A 24,772-nucleotide genomic window follows, 5' to 3' on the forward strand; every position below is an offset into this window, starting at 1 on the left:
CTGAAAAATGGCAAGGCAACGCCATCAAATTTCATCAGGAGAATGAATCATGAAAAAGTATTTCTCAAGTCTCATGCTTGTTTACGCAGGGCTCTTGTTAACCTGCCTGTCAGTGCCTCACTATGCCTGTGCCGACGCACCGCGGGATATGGCATTGAATTATGATATGCTGACACAAACGCTGACGGTGACCATCACGCATAAATCATTTTTCACCGGCACGCATTACGTCAAACAGGTTGACATCAGGAAAAACAACGAGCCTGCCGGCAAGAACGATTATACATCGCAACCCGGCAAAACAAGCTTTGTTTACACCTACAGGATTCCGACTGCGGCAAATGATGTTCTGGAGGTCACCGCATTTTGCAATATCCAGGGCAAAAAAACGGCAACGCTGAAGGTTGGCGAACAGAAGAATTAAGAGGCGCCCTTTTTTTTCAAGAGCGTGCATCATCCCAGCTGCATTTCCGGTTCCAAATACCCTGATGGCCTGACCACCTGATAACCTGAAGGTCGCATGGGGGTATCTGGAAATGGAACAACATCTTCTTGCATTACCCCGTAACATACCTTAAACTTCGGGAAACCCGGTGCCGGACGCTTACGGCGGGAAACAAGGTCAATGGCAAATGAATAAATTAAGCAGGCCTGCCAGGCATATCAGCAGATGGATGCAAAGGCCGTTTTTTCATCCCGCTTATGCGGAACGAGCGTTGATTCGCCGCGGCTTGCTGCGACATAAACGCGTTTATTGCATACTACGGCTGGTTGCTTCGCGGTGGTTGATTAAAATGATCTCCGTAAAAAGGATGGACGGCAGGCCGGCCGCTTCCAACCCCTTGCGGAAGCGGCTGTTGAATTGCGTCATTCTCATAACCTGCCTGCTTTGGGGACCGGCGCTTGCCGCCGCCGCTGACAGCGTCGAAGCCGTCAAAAGTACTGCGCAGGGCGTTGAGGCAAGTGTGCGAAAAAATGTTCTGAAAGCAATTGAACTGCCCTCCGCGCTGGTCAAAGACGCAGCCCGGCCGGTTGAAATTGTCGTGGAAGGCGTAACCGGAGACGCGCGTAAAAATGTTCTGACGGCGCTTGAACTTCCCTACGGTCTGGTAAAAGATGGAAAAGCGGACAGAATCTGGGTGGAACGTTTTGCCGATCAAGCCCGCCAGAAAGTGCCCGCGGCTCTTGAACCGTTCGGTTACTATTCCGCCCAGGTTAATATCAATATTGAAACACCCGAAGCAGACACCTATCGGATACAGGTAAAAGTCGCAACCGGACCGCCCGCGATCGTGACGGACGTCCATGTTGCCATCACCGGCTCCGGCGCGTCCGAATCGTCGCTCCTGGCGCTTGCTTCCGCCTTTCCGCTGCAAAAGGGCGCCGTGCTTCTGCATCAACCCTACGAGCAGGGCAGGCAGACGATTCAGGCCAGAGCGCAGGAGCTGGGATATCTGGACGCCGAATATACCGTCCACGAAATCCGCATTGATGAAACCGGCCGGCAAGCCCGCATTACGCTCATTCTGCAAACCGGTGAGCGGTATTATTTTTCCGATATTACCCTGAAAGGCGCCCCCAATTATCCCGACGCCTTCTTGCGGCGCTATCTGACCTTCACGCCGGGCAACGTGTTTTCTTATACCAAACTGGCCGAATCTCAACTCCAGTTGAACAATTCGGAACGGTTCCGCGAAGTGACGGTTCTGGCGGAAAAAGAACAGGCCAAAGATTACAGAATACCGGTAAGTGTTCTGCTGAAACCCGCGCCGCCGAAAAGCCTGAGACCCGGCGTCGGATACGGAACGGACACGGGCGCGAGATTTGCCCTGCGTTACCGCGATCTCAACATGCTGCATAAAGGCCATGAGCTGAATTCCCAGCTATACATTTCAGAGCGGCTGCAGGGGATTACGACCAACTACATCATTCCGAGCGACAAAGACATCCGGTCCTATACGTCGGCTCAGGTCAATCTGCAAAAAGAAGATATTACAACCTACAGGAGTCAACTCATTTCTCTGGAACTGGCCAGGACGACCAGCTTCGGCAATCAGAAACAGGGCACGGCTTATGTCAGGTTTCAACAGGAGGAATTCACCATCGGCATTCAGGATTCATGGTCGCGGTATGTGCTGCCGGGCGTCCGGTTTTCCGACAATCATTATGACAGTCTGATCAGGCCTCGCCGCGGTTTCCGCTATGCCTTTGATCTGCGCGGTACAGACGAAGTGATGGGCTCGACTACGCAATTGCTGCAGCTGCTCGCCGAAGCCAGTCATGTCCTGCCGCTGCCCTGGCGTCTGGCTCTTGCCACCAGCGCCAAAACGGCGGTTACTTTTTTTTCGGACCCGATCAGCGATCTCCCGCCGTCTCTGCGCTTCTTTGCGGGCGGTGATCAAAGCGTCCGCGGTTACGCCTATCAGTCGCTCGGTCCCCGTGATGCTTCAGGAAATGTGGTGGGCGGCAAGCACCTTTTAACCGGATGCGTTGAACTGCAGCGCGCCCTGTTGGAGGACTGGGCTGTTTCGGCATTTTATAACGCCGGCAACGCCTTTGATAATTTCGACAAGCTGACGCTGTATCAGGCCGCGGGTGTGGGCATCCATTACTTCACGCCGGTCGGCGCCCTGAATTTGTCCGTCGCGCGGCAGATCCGTGTGGATGATCCGGGGATTCGCGTCCATTTTACGGTGGGGTTTGAATTTTGAAACGTGTGCTGAAATATCTGATCATCGCACTGATTCCGACGGCGCTGTTGGCCTGCTTTGCCGCTGCTGTCTGGCTTTTCGGCACCGAGGCAGGCGCGCACCGTCTGCTGGATCTGGTTTCCCGTCAGACGGGCCTGAAGATTTCGGCGGAAAAAATCGAAGGAAAGCTGGCCTCCACGCTGCGCCTGGAAAACATGGATATCCAATGGCTGCAGGGCAGGATCAGGATAGGACATCTGACGCTGACGTCCGCCCCGCTTGATCTGCTGGCGGGTCAGATCGGCATTCAAAATCTTTCGTTGCGGGACGTATCGATTGCAGACCAAACGCCCGATGCGCCGCCCACACTTGTCTGGCCCCGGGCATCCGGTCTGATCGCGTGGGCAAGCGGCAGCATTGAACGTCTGGAAATCAGCAATGTCGCTTATCGCCATCGGGACAAACAGCCTCTGCAGATTCAAACGCTGACCGCTTCCGTGGCTTTTCGACGGGCACGCTTGTCCATCGGCAATCTTCAGATGGCTTCCGGCCCGGGCGCCGCGCGCGGAAATATACTGGCCGGATTCAACCGCCCTCTGCTCGAAGCGGATCTCACCGCGGTCCTTTCGCAGCGGCTGGCCGGCATGGAATCCTTCCGGATCGGAGCAAAATTCGGACCGGGAAAACAATCGGGTGAGCTGGCGGGGACCCTTCATCTCACGGGCCATCAGAACAAACGCCCCCTCTGGAATCTTTCGGCGGACGCCGGTATGACATCCAAAGGATTCCCCCTGGGCAATATTCGTCTGCATCGTCCCGGCAAGCCGGGGCTGATCAAAGCAGACGGCATGCTGACCATGAACCAGCCTTTGCCTTTCCTGGATCTGCAAGCCTCGGCATCGGAGATGGATCTTGCACCGGAATTTAAAATCCCGACGAATCTCTCCGGAACATTAACATTCGCCGGCAGCGTCAACCAGTACCGCGGGCGCATCGCCCTTTCCAATAAGGGAAAAGGCTGGCAATCCGTCCGGATGGCAGGCAATTACTCGGGAAACGATAAACGTGCGGCCTTAAGCGCATTACAGGGAACGGTACTGGGCGGCACTCTCGGCGGACACCTGACCATCGACTGGCAAAACGATCTTGCCGTAAAAGGTGTCCTTACCGGCCGCAATCTCAATCCGAAAGGCATTGACCAGGACTGGGCGGGCATTATTAATTTCGATCTGGAAGGCGGGGTATCGCTGCCCCACGGGAAAACGATGAGCGGCGAAGTCATCGGCACGCTGCGGCAAAGCCGTCTCCATGGACAGCAACTGACCGGAGATGTGCGCGCAATCTTTGCGGACGACGATGTCCGGATTGCCCGCCTGTCGTTGCAGGGAAAGGGCTTCCAACTTACCGCCCGGGGAGCTATCGGAAACAAACTGGACTTTAGCGCCCGAATCAGCGATCTTTCCCGGCTTGTTCCCAGGACCACAGGCAAGATAGCGGCTGAAGGCTTTCTGCGCTGGCATAACGGCAGACCAAGCGGCGTCATTTCCGCCGTAGCCAGTGGTTTAACCGCAGGCGGTCTGGAGATCGCGCAGGCTAACCTTGCCGCCGCCATGGAGGATCAGGAGAAATCTCCTCTCTCCATAAACGCGACGATAAACGCGCTTCGCTACCGGAGTTTTAAAGCCGACTCACTGACGTTTCAGGCCAAAGGAACCGCCACGTCGCACACACTTACGGCTGCGGCGCGCCGCAGCCGCCATGAAATGCATCTGGTCCTGTCCGGAGCTTATCGTCAGGGCAGCTGGCAGGGGAATGTGCTGCGCTTCGACGGCCTGGACGGCGTCGGGCCCTTTCGGCTTGTTCAGCAGGCCTCCCTGTCCATCTCGTCGAGCAGCCTCTCTATTGAACCATTGAGATTCACGGGCCGCGCTCAGGAAACACTCGGACTATCCGCGAAGCTTGCCGGGAAACCGCTGACCGGTTCCCTTGACCTGACCTGGAATGAGCTGAATCCGGCCAGAGCCGGCGCCTGGATGGATCAGGAACCCGTCACCGGCAAAAGCAGCGGGACCCTCCATTTAAACCTTCTGCCCCGGAATCAGATAGCACTCACGGGAAAACTTTCTCTGTCGGGAACACTTAAATCGCAGGGACAATCCGTTAATATCCGGCAAAGCGAGCTGACCCTGAAAGCCAATGAACAAGGCATACGGGCCGGACTGAATATATCTCTGGCGCAGGGCGGAAGCCTTCAAGGCGCTTTTTCCTCTTCGTCGCCCGCGCGGCTTTCACTGCCGGATGAGGGAGATTTAAACCTGCGCTGGCAGGGATTTGATCTGACGCCGTTTTCGGCATGGGTGCCCGGCCGCCCCGTATTGAAGGGCGAGATGGCAGGCGAGGTGAGCGGCAGACTCCTGCCGAACCATCGTTTTTCCCTGACGGGTCATACGGCACTCACTCCGTCCAGAATTACCTGGCACGGACCCAAAGGCGATGTGAGTGTTGATCTGCGAGGCGCATCCCTCGACTGGGTCTGGCGGGAAGAAGCGCTGAGCGGCGAGATCACCATGACCACGGAATACGGAAAACTTCAGGGCAATTTCCGAATGCCTTTTGCAGCGCGTCTTCCGGTTTCCGTAAATGCGGGAGGAAGCCTTCAGGCATCGCTTACCGGACAACTCCGTGAAAAAGGAGCCCTCAGTATTTTGTTCCCCGGACTGATCCGCGAAAGCCGCGGCAATCTTGATCTGGATTTAAAAATGGGCGGCAGCTGGTCCCAGCCGCAGGCATTCGGAACGGTTCATTTATCAAAGGCGGAAGGCTATCTGCCCGAAGCCGGCATTGCCATTAAAGATGCGCAGATGACAGCGCGTCTCGACAGGAATGCCGTGTATATCGATTCCTTCCGGGCGGTTTCCGGCCCCGGCTACATTGAGGGGTCGGCGCTTGTCCGGATGAAAGGAATGCAGGTTGAAAGTTATGAAGGGCAAGTGAGCGGAGAGCGGTTTCAAACCGTTTACTTCCCGGAACTTCAGGTGCAAAGCTCGCCCAGGCTTACTTTCACGGGAACAACCGGGAAAATATCCGTCCGGGGGGAAATACTGCTGCCGGACGTTCAGATTATCGGGCCGCAATCGCAGGGCTCCGTCGCGTCGAGCCCCGATGTGATCAGGGAGGGAAAAACAAAACCGGCGGCCCAAAAGCTGCCGATCCATCTGGATATTCAGGTGAAGATGGTTCTGGGTAAATCCGTTCAGTTTAAAGCGTCCGGAATCGATGCGCAACTGGGCGGTCAAATCGATCTGCAATTTCAGGATCCGGCTAAAATATCCGGTCGGGGCGAAATCCGCGTTATCAAAGGCCGGTACCGGACTTACGGCGTCAATCTGGATATAGTCCGCGGGCGTCTTTTCTACTCGGGCGGCCGGATCAACCAGCCATCACTGGATATTCTGGCCTGGCGCAAAGTGGGCGATGTTCGCGCCGGCGTCGCGATCAGCGGCACCCTTCCGAACCCCCTGGTGAAATTGTACTCGGAACCCTTCATGCAGGATACGGACATTCTGGCTTACATCGTCCTCGGGCGCCCGCTGGGTTCGAGCACCGAGCAGGCCAATCTCCTGGCCACGGCAGCCGGCGCGCTTTTAACCTCAAGCCAGTCCGAGAGTCTGCTCAGTCAACTGAAAAACCGACTGGGGCTCAGCACCTTTGACATCTCGGCGGATACCGTGGCGCAAAACGGCCAGATGGGATATAAACGCATCAACATGGCCCCCGCGGGAACGCAGGCGGGAAGCGTTTCGGAAACCATGCTGGTCGTGGGCAAATATCTGACGCCGGAATTGTATATCAGTTACGGACGCTCATTGTTTTCCGGTGGCAATTTATTTTTTCTTCGCTATGATATTTCCAAAAGCTGGCAGGTTGAAACACAGACCGGGCAGACAAGCGGCGTCGATATCTACTACAAGCTGGAATTCAACTGACGGAAAGTGAAGCAATCATGCAAACAGATCATTTCGATATGATTATTCAAGGTGGGACGCTGCTGACCATGTCCGCGAACATGGACAAGATTGAAAACGCCGTCGTCGGCATCAGGGACGGCCGCATTGCCCTGGTGGATAAAAACCGCAGCCTTCCGGCCGGCAAAATCGTTGATGCGGAAGGTTGTCTTATTCTACCCGGACTGGTCAACACGCATACCCATCTGCCGATGGTCTGCTTCCGGGGACTGGCGGACGATCTGCCGCTCATGGACTGGCTCACGCATCATATTTTTCCCATGGAGGCGCGCTTCGTCAACAAAAAAATGGTTTATGACGGCTCGCTGCTTGCCATGGCCGAAATGATCCTGTCCGGCACGACAACATTTTGCGACGGATATTTTTTTGAGAATCAAATTGCCGAAGCCGTGCGGACCTGCGGCATGCGCGCGGTGGTTTCCCAGGGCTTTGCCGATTTCGCCACGCCGGACAATCCCCGGTTCGGGAAAATGATGGAGGCGGCGGACCGGTTTGTCAAACGCTGGCTGCCTTGTGCGCCGATGATCACGCCGGCCTTCTTTTGTCATTCCCCCTATACCTGTTCCCCGCAAACACTGGTGAATGTGAAGGCGGCGGCCCGCGAATCCGGGATTCTGTACCTGACCCACCTGCTGGAGAACAAAGACGAGACCGACACGATTGAAAAACGCTACGGCAAGAAACCGGTGCGGCATCTTCTCGATCTGGGTGTGCTCGACCATCGGACCATTGCCGTGCATTGCAACTGGCTGACCGGCGAAGACATGGCCATCTTCGCCGATCTGGGGGTCAGTGTGTCCCATAATCCGGTCAGTTCCATGAAACTGGCTTCCGGGGTCGCGCCTGTTCCGCAAATGCTCGCCTGCGGCATAGCGGTCGGTCTGGGCACGGACGGCTCCGCCAGCAACAACGCCCTGGACATGTTCCGGGAAATGGACACGTCGGCAAAAATTCATAAAGTGACCACGCTCGATCCCACGGTTATGAGCGCCGAAACCGTTGTCCGCATGGCGACCATCGGCGGCGCCCGCGTCCTGGGAATGGATCACCTGATCGGCTCCATCGAAGTGGGCAAAAAGGCAGACATCATCATGGTGGATATGAATAAGCCCCACCTGACGCCGCTTTACAACCCATACTCCCAGCTGGTCTATGCGGCGCGCGGCGCGGATGTGAAGACCAGCATCATCGATGGAAAAATCGTTATGGACAATCGACAGCTGTCGACGATTGATCTGTCAGCCGTCATGAACAATGTCCGCGAGATTGCCGCCCCTATTGCGGCGGAGCATCCCTCCAAAATCTAGTCGCCACCAGTTGATCCTGTCTTATGGCCGCGCGTATTTCGCAGGGGCATGAACCTCTCAGTTTCCCAACCGTCCCACTTCCAGACGTTGCCGCCGAACTGTGCGGCTGCATACGCCCCATATCTCCGCCGCTTCATCCAGCACCTCCATCGGGTAACTTATGAACCGGACAGTTTATGTGCTACTAAACCGGACATATTATTTGCTTCCTACAAGTTATCCAAATTTCGTTGACAGGATAGGGTATATTTTATATCATGTGATAGAATTGTGTGGGTGTTTTTTATGGCTTTAGCCTTACCCCGAATTATATATAATTTTAAACCGCTAACTCGAAAAACTCCATTTTCAAAATGGAGCCGTTTTTTTGGGCAAGATCAACGTCTCTCCAATCATCCAAACCATCTTTAGTTCAGTAAAGTAAATGCGGTCCCGGGATTAGTTATAAGTAAACTTTATTATTCCTAAAAAATGGAGGGAAACGTAATGAAAAGCATGTCTTTAAAATTGAAGTTGATTCTGGGTGGAACGCTGATTGTCGTTATCCCGCTTCTGGTGGTTGGAATCATTTCTTTTACGAAGTCAGCTTCATCTCTTGAGGAATTAGCCAAGCAGCAGGCGGTCCAGGTTGCGAAGGATCTGGCGGGGATGGTTCAGATTGCCTTCTCCCAGGAAGTAAAAATGATCAACGGGCTTTCGGTTGATCCGGTAATTGTTGATGCGGTGATGTCGGGAAATATGGATCAGGCCTCCAATAAACTGAGGCAAATGATGAAAAAAATCGGCAGCGATTATGAATCGATCATCTTGATAGATAAAAAAGGGGTGGTTTGTGCGGACGGGATTGGCGGTAAGTCCGTGGGCATTAATCTTGCCGAGCGTGATTACATGATTGAGGCCAAAACAGGGAAGGAGAGTTTCGGTAAGCCCGTAAAATCCAAATTATCCGGAACACCTATTGCTCCGATCGCAACCCCCATTCAAGGTCCCGGAGGTGAGATCGCCGGGTATGTTGCCGCTATTCTCAAAATTGATTTCCTTGTTGACAGAGTCGCATCCATTAAAATGGGGAAATCGGGATATGCCTATATGATCGATCGGAGCGGAATTACGATTGCCCACCCGAAAAAGGAATTTATCCTGGAATTGAATGCGGCAAAAATACCAGGAATGGAGGAAATCGGCAGGAAAATGCTTGAACATCAAGCGGGAACGGAAGGTTATACCTACAAGGGAATAAAGAAGATCGCCGGGTACGCCCCAGTTGAACTGACCGGATGGAGTATCGCGGTGACTCAGGACAGAGATGAACTTCTGGCTTCGGCAAATGCTATCCGGAACTACATATTAATCATTGGATTTGTCTTCTTGGTTATCACGATTGCCGCCGTGATGTATTTTTCCAATAATATCAGTGCGCCAATCTACTGTGCTGTTACTGAGTTGAAGGATGCGGCCAGCCAAATCACAGCGGCATCGACGCAGGTATCAGCAGCTAGCCAGTCTCTGGCGGAAGGGGCCAGCGAACAGGCGGCCGGAGTTGAAGAAACATCTGCTTCTCTGGAAGAACTATCCTTCAGGACGCGGAAAAATGCGGATAATGCGAGGCATGCCAACACTCTGATGGAAGACAGCAAAACGGTTGTCAATCGAGCAAACAACTCCATGGATACCCTGACTCATGCAATGAATGATATATCAGCGGCAAGTGTGCAGACGTCAAAAATCGTAAAGACTATTGATGAGATTGCGTTTCAGACAAATCTTCTGGCGCTGAACGCAGCGGTGGAAGCGGCGCGGGCAGGTGAAGCAGGGGCGGGATTTGCCGTTGTGGCGGAGGAAGTCCGCAATCTTGCTATCAGGTCGGCAGAAGCAGCAAAGAATACATCTCTCCTGATTGCGGAAACAGTCAATAAAATAAAAGAAGGGACTTTGATTGTAACGACAACAAATCAGGATTTTGCAAAAGTTGCGGAAAGTTCGCTCAAGGTAGCGGAATTGGTCGGTGAAATTTCTAAGGACTCCGGAGAACAGGCCCAGGGAATAGATCAGATCAGTAAGGCCGTTGTAGAAATGAATTCCGTGGTCCAGCGCAATGCCGCCAGTGCGGAAGAAACAGCCAGCGCCTCCGAAGAAATGAATGCGCAGGCCATGCAGATGAAAAGCAGCGTAGAGAGCCTGACGGCTGTTATCAGTGGAGTATCAGAAAGTAGTGCCCGTGACTAAGATGAAAAGCATCTCTTTACGATCAAAAATGGTGATTGGTGGAATATCAATGGTGCTTGTCCCGCTGGTAATTGTGGGGGCCGTTACCTTTATAAAATCGTCTCAAACTCTGGAAGAAATATCGAAAGCAAGATCTGCGCAAATTGCCCAAGGTTTGGCCGGCATGATCCAGATTAACCTTTCCAGAGAACTGAAAATCGTCAGCGCTTTGGCTGAGGATCGTCAGATTGTTGAAAGTGTATCCCGTGGGAAATATAGCCTTATAGATAGAAAGCTGAGGGACTTGTTCCTAAAGATCGGTACAGAGTATGAGGGCTTGGCCGTTTTAGATAAGGATGGCAATGTCCGTTCTGAGGGTGTCGATAAAAAACGTATCGGCATCAATCTTATCGAGAGAGATTACTTTCAAGCGGCAAAAAAGGGCAAAACTTATATTGGTACACCCGTTTTCTCCAAGGCGTCAGGCCAGCCAATTATTGGTGTGTGTGCACCGGTCCGGTCAAACAATGGCAAGTTCATTGGCGCTGCGCTTGCCGTGGTAAAGATTGATTTTCTGATAAACCAAATGACCTACAACAAGGTGGGGAAAACAGGTTATCCCTTCATGATCGATGCCCGAGGGATCGTTATCGCTCATCCTGATAAGGAATACGTCCTGAAAATTGATATGCATGACGAAGAGGGGCTGGAGGCCATCACTAAGAAGATGCTCCGACAGGAAACGGGTTCGGAAGAATATATCTTCCGGGGGAAAAAGAAGCTGGCAGGGTTCGCTCCCGTTGAAATGACTGGCTGGAGTGTTGGGGTAACACAAGATATGGATGAAATCATGACCCTCGCCTACGTCAATCTCAATTTTATTTTCATCATCAGTTGCACGTTTCTGGGAATAACAATATTAGCTGTCTTTTTTTTCTCACGGACCATCAGCAGTCCGATACAGAAAACGCTGACTACACTGAATCAGGCAATTGAGCAGGCGATGGAAGCTATCGTTATTATAGGACTCGACCATAAGGTGCAGTTTGTCAACCCTGCTATGGCGACGATTGTCGGTCAATCCATACCGGCTCTCATCGGCAGTGAACCGCTTCTCAACAACACAAAACAAGTAGAAGCCGAGGAAATATGGAAAACTCTTGAGCAGGGGAAAATATGGACCGGTTGCCTTACCGACAATAAACAAGATGGGGTTAGTTTCTTCATGGATGTGAATATCACGCCTGTGCGGGGTGAGACCGGCAAGATCAGTTGTTTCCTGGCTATAGGGCGCGATATTACACGGGAATTAAAAATGGAAACGCAAATGCGCCAAGGTCAAAAGCTGGAGTCTATCGGAACTCTTGCGGGTGGGATTGCCCACGATTTCAACAATATTCTCAGTGCAGTATTCGGTTATACGGAGTTAGCGATTAGTTCTCTGGGAGACCGGGCAAAATCGCTGCATTATCTGAAAGAAATTATAACTGCCGCCGAGCGTGCCCGCGATCTTGTAAGTCAGATCATGACCTTCAGTCGCCAGAAAGATCAGGAAAAGCAACCGTTGATGCCCCAAATTATCATTAAAGAAGTATTGAAGCTAATTCGTGCTTCACTTCCGGCAACAATAGAAATTCAGCAAACAATCGTCAGCGATGAATTAGTATTGGGCGATCCCACCCAGATACATCAGGTGATTATGAATCTTTGCACGAATGCCGGTTACGCCATGAGGGACAATGGCGGTGTGCTTAATGTGAGATTGGATGACATCGATATCGATGATGATTTCGCTGTTCTTCATCCGGGGATAAAACCCGGTAGGCATATTCGTTTGACGGTTTCCGATTCCGGCTGCGGTATCCCTCCGGAAGTAATGGACCGTATTTTTGATCCTTTTTTTACCAGCAAACCGCCAGGCGAAGGAACAGGGCTTGGTCTTTCCGTTGTTCATGGCATTGTGAAAAGTTTAGATGGCAGTATTTCCGTATACAGCGAAGAGGGTAAAGGTACGACATTTACAATATTCATACCGGTTATTCGGATAAAGACACCACTCACAACCGAGCAGATGCCCAAAGACATACCGGTCGGTAAGGGAATGATATTGCTCGTGGACGATGAAGAGGTAATTGTTGATGTAGGAAAAGCCTTACTGGATAATCTCGGGTATAAAGTGCAGGGATTTACCCAGCCCCTTTTGGCATTGAATGCATTCCGGCAGGTTCCGAACGATTTTGATGCAGTTATCACGGATTATACGATGCCCCAGATGACTGGGTATGAATTGGCAAAAAAATTAAGAGAAATCAGATCGGATATTCCGATCATCCTTTGCTCCGGCTATATTGATCAAGCAATGGAAGAAAAAGCGCAAGAAGCCAACGTAAACGAGTTTATCAGAAAACCAATAACTCGACAGGATATTGCTTTTACCTTACGGAGGATCCTTGCCAAATCAAACGCGATACAATAATTGATCCAGATTTTTTGAAGCGGCACAGGAAATTCTCAATCCCGCAAGGCCTCGTTTTTCTTTTCCCGGCGGGATTGCCGGGCCACGCATTCATAGTAGGTGCCAATGGCATAAATGGCGTCCTGAATTTTGGTATAAACGGGAAAGCCCGCCTTGCGCAGCGCGGCAAAGAAGGCCAAAAGCGTCGATGTTATTGATGCTGCCATCCAGGAAAATGTCCGAAACGTCTACAAGGAAATCTTGACAAAAAGCCCGATTCTGAAAGAGCTGATCCATGACGGGAAACTAAAGGTCGTCCTCGCCTTGTACTATCTCGATTCCGGGGCGGTCAAATTCCTGAACAGCGCGGGAAACCATTCCAGCAGCCACTGATGCGTATCGTTATGCGCAATCCGCGAGTCAACATTCGCAGTCTGACCGGAGATGGACAGACTGCGAACCATTCCATGCATTCTCCAACATCCGGATTCCTTACCGGCCCCGCTCTCCGAAAAATAAAGATGGTATCGACACGCTTGAAAAAAACTATCGCAAAAACCGGTTGAAACCGGAGCGGATTTATGCGAGAAACGGCATAAATCAAGTAAATCAAAATGGCGGATAATAACATGATCGTTAACGCCCTGCTGAATGTATTCCCCACCGTTAAGAGTTTTTATGACTTCAAGGAAAACGATCGGGAGATTTCCCGCCGCGCCATGCCCGGCGTTATCAAATACGCCTTCAACCGCGGCATTATTGAAACCAATACCGAAGCGGCCTTTGTGGCGTTTCTGGAAAAAAACTGCAAACCCGACGACGAACGTAAACTTCCTGTGGGTTTAACCTTTTCGGATGTTCTGGAAAAAATGGCGGGGAATTTATCCGTCAACGCCCTGATCGCACAGCTGGAAGTCACCGCAAGAGAGCTTTCCCTGCCTGAAATTCAGGCCCCCATGATCACTCGGCTCAAGCAAAGATTCCTGATCAATACGCCTAAAAAGCGCGCGCTGCTGAGGATTCTGGCCTTCAAGCTGGCGCAGAAACATCCGGATTTAAACTGGCATTACGAACTGCTTTTACAGCTGCCGGAAAGTTCGGAGAACATAGCTGAAAACCATCAGGAAACAGCCGGGGTAACCATCACCTTCCATTTGCAGGGCCAGGGAGACATTATCGTCCCCGCGGACGTGGCCTGGCTGAAAAATGAACTTTCCGATTGCATCGAATATCTGCGTCTGGAAAACCATCTGCATAAAAAAGTTATTGAAACGATCGGCGCGACGACCTTTAATTTAAGGACGCCCAAGAAACCGGGGGCGCTGGATGAACCCAGGCTCTATAACGAGGCCATCCGTAATGTCATCGCCATCGCCCATCAGATGGCCGCCCGCTGGCTGCTTTACGCCGCAAGCAGCCCCCAGAAGAAACTGATCATCATCATTTACACGGGCCTGATGGCGGATTCCAATCCAACCATCCAGCGGATTCTGGAAATCCGCCTGAACGCCGAATCCGGCATTTATCTGACCGATTTTGCCCATCTGTGCGCTCTTTTCGCGTCGGTCAAGGCCGGCTTTGAACTCTATTCGAAAAATACCCACCGGGCAACGGATTACAACGGCGACATCTGGTCCATCAATCATTTTTTATCTTACGGCTATTATGATTATATCCCGTGTCTGCTCACGGAAAAAATGCTGCCCCGATCCACAACAGAATCTTCTTATGATGATTTCAAACGGGTGCTGTATTTCCCGGAGCATGCGGGCCATAGCTCTTTTGGCGCCATTACGGCCATGCATCGCTTCCCGCAAAGCGCTCTTCTGTTGACCGAAATCGCCAAAGTCCTGCACGCCCGGCAAATGCCTTTTGAAGCGGACAAAGTACTGGCCAATCTGCTGCTTTCCACGCCGTTCAACCTGTCGGCCAGATTAATGCGCATGCTGATCAACTCGAACATTGCTCAACGGCAGTCCGATTTTCTTTCCATGCAGATGGCCTTCGAACGCGCAGAAGCCGAAGGAGATTTCATTGTAAGTTATTGCAAACCGGAAAGTGATATCTGGCATGAAATCGGCGTGCTTCATTTCATCAGAGCCATGGAATATTTAAAATACCTTCGCGGAAACAATCCGGCGGTAAAAGCAAACAGGCGGGAGACGGACCTGACGGCTCAACTGGTAAAAGCCAAAGAGGCTTTTCTGAAAAGCATGACCGTTTCGGCGACGGGCAGAGCCCTGAATTCCCTTTACATGTTCGCTTACACCCTTTGTCTGATGGAATTGCTGCAGGCGGAGACAAAACCGGCCGGCAAAAACAAAAAAACGCCGAAAGCCGGAGTCCGCACCATCTTCAAAGACATCAGCATGCGGGTATTCCGCAACATCGGCTGGTTGAGGGATGAGCCGCAGATGGCTGACCATCCACCGGAAGAAGCCTTTCAATCCTTATTGCTCACGCTCAATCTGCTCATCGCCCACTATGAAAACCTGGTGCTGTGCAGAAGCAACATCCCTTTCATGAAATACATGTTCGCTCTCATTATGTGGGATTTTGCCCCCGGCATCACACCGCAAATCTGCCGGTTGGCGCTGGACTGGTTAAAGAAAGCCCGCAAGGATGCCGAAAAGCTCATCGCCGACAATATTTCCGTTTATCACGTGGCCTGCGGCAATATCAGCGCGGACAAGTTCCTGCTGCATCTTCAGGACACCATCGATATGATTTACCGGCGCGTCACGGATGACGACTTAAAGCAGGGAAATCATTCTCCGCTTCTGCAGAAAAAACTCAAAGAATTATCCGGCATCAAACTCATGCTGCTGGAATTGGACCGCACTCATCACACATCGATCACGTGATGCCCCTGAAAAATAAAAAAGCGGCGCCTCCCGCCTTTCGAATGGGAAGCGCCGTCCGATCTTCATCATGTTTTTTATTTCTTCTTTTTGGCGTCCGCTTTCTTATCGGCTTTCACATCCACCGTCACCGCCGTCATCGTGTATTCAATGGTAACCTTGGAACCGACTTTTAAATCACCGGTGACCTTCGTTGCGGCACTCTTGGCCACTTCCCATTTGTCCTTGCCTTTCTCGACCACAATCACATCCCCTTTAATCTCCAGAACCGGTCCGGTTACCTGGTAGGTTTTGGGTCCCGCGGCAAAGGCCATGGTGGCAACAAACATAAACGCACATACTAAAATCAAAACTTTTTTCATAAATACAATCCTCCCTTTCAGTTTAGAGTTCACAACATTCAGGGGCCGTTAAAAAGCAACTGTTACATGCTGCCTGTTTCGTTCCGGCCCCTTATGCCGGTTATGACATTAAAATGTCACAGTTATTAATTGAATAACTGCTTATTTAACAACGATAAAGTCTTTGATAGCATCAAAAGTCTTGCCTTTGACGCCTTTGACTTTCATAACATCTTCAACGGTCTTGTATGGTCTGCCGTCAATAATGGCTTTCGCCTTTACGGGGCCTATCTCGGGAAGTTTCTCGATGGTTGCCTGATCGGCCGTGTTTATATTAATTTTCGTGCCCGGGGCAAGTTTTGCCGCGGCGGCCGGTTTAGACGCCGCCTTGACCTCTTTTGCCGCCTTGGCGCTTTCCGGCGCGGCAGATGCCGCAGCGGCTGCCTTGACCGGCGTTTTCACCGCCGCCGTTGCCGCGGGAGCGGCCTGTACCTTGCCGACGGTAACAAAAGGCTTTATGCTTTCAATGGCCTTGAGTTTGAGTCCGGCTTTGGAAAGTTCATCGACGGATTTGTATGGACGGCCGGCAATGATCTTTTTTGCCGTGGCCGGACCGACGCCCTTGACATCCTCCAATTCTTTTTGAGTCGCGCTGTTGAGGTCGACCGGAGCGGCAATACTCTTTTGTGCATCAGCTTTCCTGGCAGCCGCAGCCGGAGCCGCCCACAGTCCTACAACCATGACGGCGCACATCATCAACGTAAAAGACATTAAGCCATGGTTCTTCAACAACATGAAACATGATTTTTTCGCCATAATACCTCCTTTTAATTAAAATTTTGCAGACGACGCATTACAGATGGATTTCTACCAGAGTCATCATACCTTGTCAAAGTGAATTCTGAAGAGGAAAAAGCCGCGAAACGGCTTGACTCTATTTGCTTTTCCGGATAATTTAACGCTATAAAAAAGCTGGCAGGCCATGGACAAAAAACAAAAACTTCATTTAGACTATCCGTGTTTATGGATTTATAAAATTATCGGCACGGATCAAAACGAAATGAAAAGCGCTGTTTCTGAAATTATCCGGGATCGTCAATGCAGGATATCCCTGTCGCGTCAAAGTGACACGGCCAGATATTTTTCGCTGAATGTGGAACTGACCGTGGAGAGTGAGGCCCATCGGACGGATTTATATGAAGCGTTGAAAGCCCACCGGGCCATCAAACTGGTTCTTTAACTTTGTTCATCCTGCCCTTCCGCCTGCTTGTCTTTCGCGTATTGCGTCATATTGCTTCCGTGATTAACAAAAATCAGCACAAAGGTTGCCAGAGCGCCCAGGGTGGCGGACAACGACCATTGAAAAGGCGCGGCATTTCCCACGGACAGTGTGGCCGCCATAAATAATGACGCAATAAACGGCGTTCGTTTCACCCAGTAAACGGAAACCCAGATAATAGCGGCAAGCAGTGTCGCCCAGGGGGCGACAAGCAGCGTAAATCCCAGATAGTTGGCCACGCCTTTGCCGCCGCGAAATCCATGAAAACAGGGAAAGCTGTTTCCCAAAACCAGAAAAAAAGCAGCCCAGGCCAGCCACTCGCCATGGATGAAATGCATGGCCACGGCCGCCACAGCCAGCGCCCGCCCGATATCCAGAGTGAAAACCAGCACCGCCCACAGCATACCCGCCTGCCTGTAAACATTGGTCGTCCCGGCGTTGCCGCTGAAACTCAGGCGGGGATCAGCAAGGCCTGCAATTTTGAAAAAGAGGATCGCAAAATTGACGGACCCGGCCAGATACGCCAGTAGGCAGATCAAAAGAGCTTTTTCCATGTCCCTTCCTTCAACCACCCGGGCGGCCGCATGCGTCCATGAGTCACGTCGCGCATGCGCAAACCGCTGATGCTTTCGTGCATTATACCATTCTGGTCAAAAATCCAGGCATCAAATATCAAAGACTCGCGACAGACATCCACCGGCGCAATCCGAGCCAGATAGGACGCTCCTTTTTTTGCAGGCAGATGAATAATCCGCTGATCGATGCCGACCGGAAAAGGAACGATATTCGTAAACCGCTGCCCCCAGACACAGGCCGCATGCATCACGGCGTCCAGCACAAAGGGAGACCCCAGCAGCCGGTCGCAGGCCTCGCCGCTGCCGCCCGCAATATCCGCCAGCGCGCCATCCGGCGATACCGCAAGATCTCCGATGATGTTCTGATAGGATGGACCAAAAGGAATCAGCTCACGATAGATCGAGGCGGCGGGGACATGAATACACTCACCCGCCAGTTTCCGGGCATCCCGATAAGATAATGACGGCCCGGGCAGAACTTTCTTCTGGATAAAAGTCACCCGCGCGTGTTCCAGAGTGCGTCTCATTGCACCGTTATTTATTTTTACGGAGGTTAAAAGCGAAGCACGGATATCTTCCCCGGTAAACTCCACTTCGACTTGCGCATCCTGATGGTCGGCAGACCCGAGGGTTAACATCCGCGGAAATTTTGCCTGAGCAAGCATTCGGAGGCCGGTTTGCGGAAAATGGCTGTTCACGGCGCAAGCCAGAGTAATCATGGCCTCCACCGCGGGTAAAACGATCTTTCCTTCAAAACAATGATCCCGCAAATACGGTCTGATTTCCAGCGTAAAAGGAAAGCGGTTTTTCATATTTTGCCGGGAAAGGTTTGCCATAAATGAACCGTCTTCTTATCCACCGCCACCGGATTGCCCGACGTGTTTGCCGCGCAATGTTTGGTAAAGCCTGTGCAGACGAGGTATCCCTTTTCCGCGTGCGTGACGACATAGTCAAACTGCAGGCGTACCCGCTCCAGATTCACCGGCCGCGTGTGGATAAACATCAGGTCGTCATAATGCAGCGGTTGATAAAAGGAAATCCCCAGATCGATAATGGGATAAACATAGCCGCTTTCTTCTATTTCCTTGTAGGAGTAGGCCACATCGCGCATCAGCGAGGTGCGGCCGAATTCAAAATAACGCAGATAATTGGAATGGTAGACAACCTGCGAACGGTCGGTATCGGCATAAAGCGTGCGATAGATGGCCCGATGCCAGACGAGCCCGGTGGTTCGATCGCGAACATATTTTTCATTATCCTTATACATCTCCGGCATAAAGGGTTTCGGTTTCATATCACACTCCTCGGAAGATCACGCAGCAGTTTGTACCGCCGAAGCCAAATGCATTGGACAGCGCAATTTCATATTTTTGTCTGCGGGCGGTATTCGGCACCACATCAATATCGGCAAACTCCGGATCGGGAAAATGATTGATCGTCGGCAGAATGATGCCCTGCTTCATGCCTTCAATGGTCAGCGCCGCTTCGATGGCCGCGGTCGCTCCCAGCGTATGGCCGAGCTGGGATTTGTTCGATGATACGGGAATCTTTTCTATTCCCCTGCCGAAGACTTCGCGCAGGCACTTGACTTCCGTCCGGTCGCCTTTGGGCGTGGACGTGCCGTGGGCGTTGACATATTGAATATCGGCAGGCTTCAAGCCCGCATCTTCAATGGTTTCCCTGAGTGCCCGGATTATCGTCACCGGATTGGGGCTGGTATAATGATGGGCATCGGATGTCCATCCCACGCCCAGCACTTCGGCGCGCGGTGTCAATCCGTGCGCCTTGATCACTTCTTCGGCCGCCAGAACGACAACGCCCGCGCCTTCCGAAAGAACAAACCCTTTGCGATCGACGCTGAAAGGACGCGATGCTTGTGCATGATGGCTTGCGGCGCGGTCATCAGGATGCACCTTGATCGTGGCATTCATATTGGCAAAGCCGTGAATCAGCTCCGGCAGAATCGGCGCATCCGCCCCTCCCGCCAGGACAAAATCGCAATCCCCGTCGCGAATCATGCGCGCCCCGATGCCTATTGCGTGATTGCCGGACGCACAGGCGCCCTGCGGCGAAAAAATGGGGCCGGTAAATTTTAAAAGCATGCCCGCTTTGCCTGCGGGCAGATTGGCGCATAAATTCGGCAGCAGATAGGGACTCACTCTGAGTGGACCGCGGTGCTCCAGGTCGTGCATGGCAACCCGGTACGCATCCGATCCGTTAAGCGCCGATCCGATCAGGCACGCCATTCGCGGCGCAATTTGATCATCCATCGTGATGCCCGCGTCAGCCAGCGCGTCCTTGCAGACCGCCATCGTCAAAATCACAAAAGCCGCGTTCCAGTTATACACTTCCTTGGCGTCCGTGAAATCAAGCGTGAGTGGAAACCAGTCCGGTATCTCGCCGACGATATCACAGGCTGATTCCACCTTGCAGCGGGTGACCTTGCGAAAACCCGCCTCGCCTTTTATGGCGCGCTGCCAGGTTTTTTCGAATGTGCCACCCAGCGGGGTGGCCGTGCCGTAGCCCACAACAAATACTCTGCGGTTTTGGGGAGGTTTCATAATTTACCCTGTATCCGTTAAGCCGTCGTTCAATAATCACTGCATCATTTTGATATCATAACCGGCATCAGGGGCCGTAACATAATAAATGCAACCGTCTTGCCACCCGCATGGGTGGTTATTTCCTAACGGCCCCTAAGCGATTCGGCGCAGGATCAGACAGGAATTGCAGCCGCCGAAACCAAACGCATTTTTCAAGACAAATTCCTGTTCTAATGTCCGGGCGCCTTCCGGCACGCAATCGATCGTCAGGGCAGAGTCGGGAACATAATTGATCGTCGGCAGCAGGGTATCCCTGAGCATTCCCTCCATGGACAGAATCGTTTCAATAGCAGAAGAGGCGCCCATCGCATGCCCCAGTTGCGATTTATTAGCGGACGTCGGCGGCACGTCATTTCCGAAAATATTATGAAGGGCCTCCGCTTCCACCTTATCTCCGATTTTGGTCGATGTCGCATGGGCATTGACCGCGTCAATATCCTGCGGCTGCAACCCCGCACCCGTGATGGAAAGTTCGATGCACTTCTGCACAGTTGGAAGATTCGGCGCCACAAAATGGCTGGCATCCGATGTCATGGCCGAACCCGCCAGTTCAATTTTTGCTTCAAGGCCGTGCGCCCGGGTGAAGTCTTCCGTTGCCATGATGATACAGCCCGCCCCTTCAGACACCACAAAACCTCTGCGGTTGACGGAAAAAGGACGGCTGGTTTTTTCGGGAGACTCTTCGGGCTGCCCTTCCTTAGGACGGTACGCGCCGTTCATCGTTGCAAAACCGGCCAGAATCGGCTCAACCAGCGGAAAATCAACAGCACCGGCAATCACCACATCCGCCAGATTGAGTTTGAGCATCATGTCGCCGATAATCATGGACGTAACGCCGGTAGCGCAGGCCGTAATCGTGGAACTGATGGGGCCGGTCGCCCCGGTCAGGATGGAAACCTTGCCGCCTACCATGTTGATGCAGGAATTGGGATTGGCAAAGGGATGCGGCATTTTATTTTCGGCAATCATCTGGCGGTCCGCTTTTAAAACCGCATCCAGACCGCCGACGGCCGAACTGAAGGTAACGGCCACGCGCGGCGCAATGCCGGATGTAATTTCCAGGCCGCTTCGTTTCAGCGCCCGATGAGCCACCAGAAGCGCATGTTTAAAAATGGGAGATGTCCAGTGCGCCATCTCCCGCGGCTGCAGAAACGGATAAGGTTTGACATCGATGTCATCCACCTGACCCGCCACACGCACAGGAAAAACCGGGGACAAAGGGAAACGGGTCAGAAGCCCGACGCCGCAATCCCCGCGCACGGCGCGCCGCCACTGGGTTTCCCAATCCGTTCCTAAAGAAGAAACGGCGTCATAGCCCAATATGAGTGTTTTCCCCGACACGATCAATTCATCCCTTTCAATCCATCAGCCGTTCCACAGGCATTTTTGATGAAGCGTCATCATGCAAGAGCTTTTCAAAAATATCAATTATATTTTTTGATTATTTCCCGACAAAAAAAGCAGGGGCAAAAGATCTTTCGCCCCTGATATGTTTTATCTTTCAGCCTTGAACTTTGAACCATTGAACCGCTTGTGCCCCAAAGGGGTATGACCTTTTTTACCACGGTATCAACCGATACAACTTGGCGAACATTTCATAAACTTCAATCCAGTTCTGCATATCACGGGTTGTATTCATGTGCTCACGCTTATTGACCATGACCCAGCTCATATGCGCCGCGCCGTCTTTACAGGTGGAACACTCCCGCGTGGCGGATGTGCAGCAGCGGTGAACCGCTTTCAGATCGGCAGCCCAGCGGTAAAAATGAATCAGCCGGCGCACGGGCGGCTGCCGGTTATCCAGAGATTCCGTGACGGACGGGCATTCATTCCAGCCGAAACGCCGCCCCAACATCATACCGGTGGTGATCACTTCATGATAATACTTGCTGGAAATGATGGTTCGCGGATAATGATCCAGCATCTCATCCATCTCTGCGCGCAAGTCCGCAAGCGCTCCCGGCCGCCAGTAAAATCCGTCAACGCTTTCATCGTTGGAAAGAAGCTGCAAGTGCACTTTTAAACCGACATCGGCAATCCGTTTAATAACCGGTTCGATTTTTCCCACCTGACGGGGCGTAATGGTGTACAGATAGTAGGTGTTGGGATCGCCTTCGTAATTTTTGCTGGAAACGGCAAAGGTATCTTTCCCCCTCAGAACCTTTTCATCTTCACCGCCGCCCCACAGAGAAATGCCGACCATCATGTCGGGAAATCTGTCCCGCGGCACCTTAATCAGGCCGTTGGTCGCACAGTAAGTGGGCACCCGCTTATAGAAGGCCTCAAGCCTGTCCATGCACAGCGTCGGTTCGCCTCCGATCAGAATCGCCAGATTCACCCCGCGGGCTTTTTCCCGGTCAATGAACTGTTCCCACTTTTTAATATCCATTTCTTCCGTTACCTGATGTTCGCCGGAAGAAAAAAAGAAACATCCTTTGCAGCGTAAATTGCAGCGGTTGGTCAAATCATATATAGAACTGCGAATGTTGAGACTGGCGATCCGCCGGTAACGATCATGCCAGCCGGAATCCAACAGTGCGCTAATGGTTTTCATTCATTACTTCCTTTTTGTGCATCACCAGACTATTTTCAGCGTCAACTCAGCTTACGGCCGCACCCGGCGGACAAATGATCTCCGAGCAGAGATTTTTTCCTTTTTCGTACCCCATCACCCAAACCGCCAGATAGGTATCGACATAATCAAGCCAGGATTGAAAGGCGGCAAGAGAGGTCACGTGGCGGTAAAGTCGCGCCGTCACAACGGCGGAACCGGCCGCATAATGACGGCAATCGTCACAATCCGTATCCGGCACGCAGCAGGCCACGGACCGATCCCAGTTCAAGTCCGTCCGGTACTGGCGGAAGGAGCGCCCCAAACCGATATCCTGCGAGGCATTGCAGCGGGGATAGGAACAGCTGTACAGATCATGCAGCCCTTTTTCGCTGGTATGCGCGACAGCGTTGTAGGCCGAAAAAAGGACATGCTCCGGATATTGGTTCAAAAGTGCGATCATCGCTTTGCGTGTCCGGGCTAACGACTCACGATCATGGCGCAGCGGCCCCGCGTAACCGACCGGAGAAGAAAAAACGTTAAAAGTCAGTTTGCAGCCATTGGCTTTAAGCTCGGCAGCCACTTCGTTCACTTCATCAATGTTTTCCCTGGTAAACGTGTAGACAAAGACCGCCCGGGGATCATTCCGGTAATTTTCAATCTGTTTTTTCAAAAGATTTTTAGCTTGTCTTGTTTTGCTGCTGGTTTCATCATTTCCCCAGACCGAGATATGAATTTTATACCCGACTGATTCCGGTATTTTTTTAAAGCCGTTGGTGGCGATGCTCCCGAGCGGCATTTCTGAATAACAGACATCCAGCAAATCCGGCACCAGCGAGGGCTCCGCTCCCGCCAGAACAACATAGGTGATGCCGCGGGCCTTTTCCCCCTGCATCAGCGCTCGCCAGTCTTCGGGTGACAGATTCTCTACGGCAAACTGTTTATCACCCTCAAAATAATAGCAGCCGTCGCAACGGATATTGCAGCGATTGCTCATATCGTATGTCGATTCCCGCAGGAAAAAATATTTCCGCACTTTCTCCCAGCGCGTCCGGACGTCCGGACTGGCCAGAAGATCCGAAAATTTAGGTTTATCGGATGGAACGGATATTTTATCGTTTAGTGTCATAGAGATGTCTGGTTATTACCCCTAATGCCTCTGGGCAATCTTCTCTTCTATATAGTCACAAATAAGACGCACGGTTTTTAACTTGGGATAATCGTCTTCATCGATGGTAATTTTATACTCATCCTGCAAAACCAGCGCGATGGTTGCCAGATCCATACTGTCGATACCCAGTTCGTCCACCAGATCCATATCCGGATTGAACGTATCCGGGGTAACGTCTTCCAGCTTGAGCTCATCTATGATGATTTCGGCCACATGCCGCACAATGCCCATTGCTTCTTTACTTTCAGGCATTCCCATCCTCCTTTTCAACTTTTTTGTCTATGACATTGTTGACGGCGATCATGCCGCTGCAAACAATACTTTCCTTAACTAATATTTTAAAATTAAACAATATTTCTTCGGTCCCATCTTCGCGGGTCAGACTCAAAAGCAGCGTTTCTCCCGGCAAAACAGGGCCTGTAAATCTTACTCTTTTCAGGGAAGAAACTTTTACGGACTCCCCTCTCGCCCGGGCATCCCCCAAAATAGCTTCATAAACGGTATGGAGCAGCGCAATGCCCGGCAAAATCGGCTCGCCCGGAAAATGCCCGGCAAACCAGATGGAGTCCTTTGGCACACAAGCCCGGGCGTCAAGTGTGTTAGGCGTAATCCTTTTGACTTCATTGAGTAATTTCCATCGATCCGCCAAAACATTTCACCTTGTCATTTTCTTTTATCCTTATCATGAGTCAAGGGTTAGACCCTATAT

19 protein-coding genes are annotated in these 24,772 nt (G+C 51.9%); 8 read left to right on the plus strand and 11 right to left on the minus strand.

Annotation, left to right across the window (positions count from 1 at the left end; translation table 11 throughout):
- Positions 1-49 precede the first annotated feature (49 nt).
- The 7 genes from CVU71_08540 to CVU71_08570 all read left to right on the plus strand — a co-directional run bounded on the left by CVU71_08540 (position 50) and on the right by CVU71_08570 (position 15,546).
- Positions 50-424, plus strand: a complete 375-nt coding sequence (locus tag CVU71_08540) for a hypothetical protein (GenBank protein PKN18836.1) — start codon at positions 50-52, stop codon at positions 422-424.
- Positions 425-593: 169 nt separating this feature from the next.
- Positions 594-2,711 carry an outer membrane protein assembly factor gene (locus CVU71_08545; protein ID PKN18837.1) on the plus strand — a complete coding sequence of 706 codons (2,118 nt, stop codon included), beginning with the start codon at positions 594-596 and terminating at the stop codon, positions 2,709-2,711.
- The gene (locus CVU71_08550; GenBank protein PKN18838.1) at positions 2,708-6,676 is read left to right on the plus strand and encodes a hypothetical protein; all 3,969 of its coding nucleotides are present in this window, start codon (positions 2,708-2,710) and stop codon (positions 6,674-6,676) included. The genes CVU71_08545 and CVU71_08550 overlap by 4 nt, the downstream gene beginning before the upstream one ends.
- 17 nt (positions 6,677-6,693) lie before the next feature.
- Positions 6,694-8,022, plus strand: coding sequence for an amidohydrolase (locus CVU71_08555; GenBank protein PKN18839.1), 1,329 nt, complete (start codon positions 6,694-6,696; stop codon positions 8,020-8,022).
- A gap of 471 nt (positions 8,023-8,493) precedes the next feature.
- On the plus strand, positions 8,494-10,248 hold the full coding sequence (locus CVU71_08560) for a methyl-accepting chemotaxis protein (protein PKN18840.1): 1,755 nt from the start codon (positions 8,494-8,496) through the stop codon (positions 10,246-10,248).
- 1 nt (position 10,249) lies between these two features.
- A complete protein-coding gene (locus tag CVU71_08565; protein PKN18841.1) occupies positions 10,250-12,703 on the plus strand; it encodes a hypothetical protein in 2,454 nt (817 codons plus the stop codon).
- Positions 12,704-13,296: 593 nt separating this feature from the next.
- Positions 13,297-15,546, plus strand: a complete 2,250-nt coding sequence (locus CVU71_08570) for a hypothetical protein (GenBank protein PKN18842.1) — start codon at positions 13,297-13,299, stop codon at positions 15,544-15,546.
- Between the two features lie 74 nt (positions 15,547-15,620).
- Here the strand turns inward: CVU71_08570 and CVU71_08575 are convergent, their stop codons facing one another.
- Together CVU71_08575 and CVU71_08580 are read right to left on the minus strand one after the other, a co-directional pair.
- Positions 15,621-15,905, minus strand: a complete 285-nt coding sequence (locus CVU71_08575) for a hypothetical protein (protein PKN18843.1) — start codon at positions 15,903-15,905, stop codon at positions 15,621-15,623.
- A gap of 141 nt (positions 15,906-16,046) precedes the next feature.
- Entirely contained in the window at positions 16,047-16,700 is a 654-nt protein-coding gene (locus CVU71_08580) for a hypothetical protein (GenBank protein PKN18844.1), read from the minus strand.
- A 166-nt stretch (positions 16,701-16,866) separates the two neighbouring features.
- Here CVU71_08580 and CVU71_08585 point away from each other — a divergent pair, with 166 nt between their 5' ends.
- The gene (locus CVU71_08585) at positions 16,867-17,124 is read left to right on the plus strand and encodes a DUF493 domain-containing protein (protein PKN18845.1); all 258 of its coding nucleotides are present in this window, start codon (positions 16,867-16,869) and stop codon (positions 17,122-17,124) included.
- On the opposite strand, the gene CVU71_08590 is transcribed toward CVU71_08585, so the two are convergent.
- The 9 genes from CVU71_08590 to CVU71_08630 form a co-directional block, all read right to left on the minus strand.
- The gene (locus CVU71_08590) at positions 17,121-17,717 is read right to left on the minus strand and encodes a hypothetical protein (protein PKN18846.1); all 597 of its coding nucleotides are present in this window, start codon (positions 17,715-17,717) and stop codon (positions 17,121-17,123) included. The two genes, CVU71_08585 and CVU71_08590, sit on opposite strands and share 4 nt — an antisense overlap.
- The gene (locus CVU71_08595; GenBank protein ID PKN18847.1) at positions 17,699-18,574 is read right to left on the minus strand and encodes a hypothetical protein; all 876 of its coding nucleotides are present in this window, start codon (positions 18,572-18,574) and stop codon (positions 17,699-17,701) included. The genes CVU71_08590 and CVU71_08595 overlap by 19 nt, the downstream gene beginning before the upstream one ends.
- Complete coding sequence (locus CVU71_08600; protein ID PKN18848.1) at positions 18,547-19,032, minus strand: acyl-CoA thioesterase; 486 nt, start codon at positions 19,030-19,032, stop codon at positions 18,547-18,549. Before CVU71_08600 ends, CVU71_08595 begins: the two co-directional genes overlap by 28 nt.
- Position 19,033: 1 nt before the next feature.
- Positions 19,034-20,299 carry a beta-ketoacyl-[acyl-carrier-protein] synthase family protein gene (locus tag CVU71_08605; protein ID PKN18849.1) on the minus strand — a complete coding sequence of 422 codons (1,266 nt, stop codon included), beginning with the start codon at positions 20,297-20,299 and terminating at the stop codon, positions 19,034-19,036.
- A gap of 135 nt (positions 20,300-20,434) precedes the next feature.
- Positions 20,435-21,682, minus strand: a complete 1,248-nt coding sequence (locus CVU71_08610) for a beta-ketoacyl-[acyl-carrier-protein] synthase family protein (protein PKN19147.1) — start codon at positions 21,680-21,682, stop codon at positions 20,435-20,437.
- Positions 21,683-21,899: 217 nt separating this feature from the next.
- Positions 21,900-22,895: a radical SAM protein gene (locus tag CVU71_08615; protein ID PKN18850.1), complete on the minus strand. Its 996-nt coding sequence runs from the start codon at positions 22,893-22,895 to the stop codon at positions 21,900-21,902.
- A 46-nt stretch (positions 22,896-22,941) separates the two neighbouring features.
- Positions 22,942-24,021, minus strand: coding sequence for a radical SAM protein (locus CVU71_08620; protein PKN18851.1), 1,080 nt, complete (start codon positions 24,019-24,021; stop codon positions 22,942-22,944).
- Positions 24,022-24,042: 21 nt separating this feature from the next.
- Positions 24,043-24,294, minus strand: coding sequence for a phosphopantetheine-binding protein (locus CVU71_08625; protein PKN19148.1), 252 nt, complete (start codon positions 24,292-24,294; stop codon positions 24,043-24,045).
- Between the two features lie 13 nt (positions 24,295-24,307).
- Positions 24,308-24,712 carry a hypothetical protein gene (locus CVU71_08630; GenBank protein ID PKN18852.1) on the minus strand — a complete coding sequence of 135 codons (405 nt, stop codon included), beginning with the start codon at positions 24,710-24,712 and terminating at the stop codon, positions 24,308-24,310.
- Positions 24,713-24,772 lie beyond the last annotated feature (60 nt).

It is taken from the genome of Deltaproteobacteria bacterium HGW-Deltaproteobacteria-6, assembly GCA_002840435.1.
Taxonomy (GTDB): Bacteria; Desulfobacterota; Syntrophia; order Syntrophales; family Smithellaceae; genus UBA8904.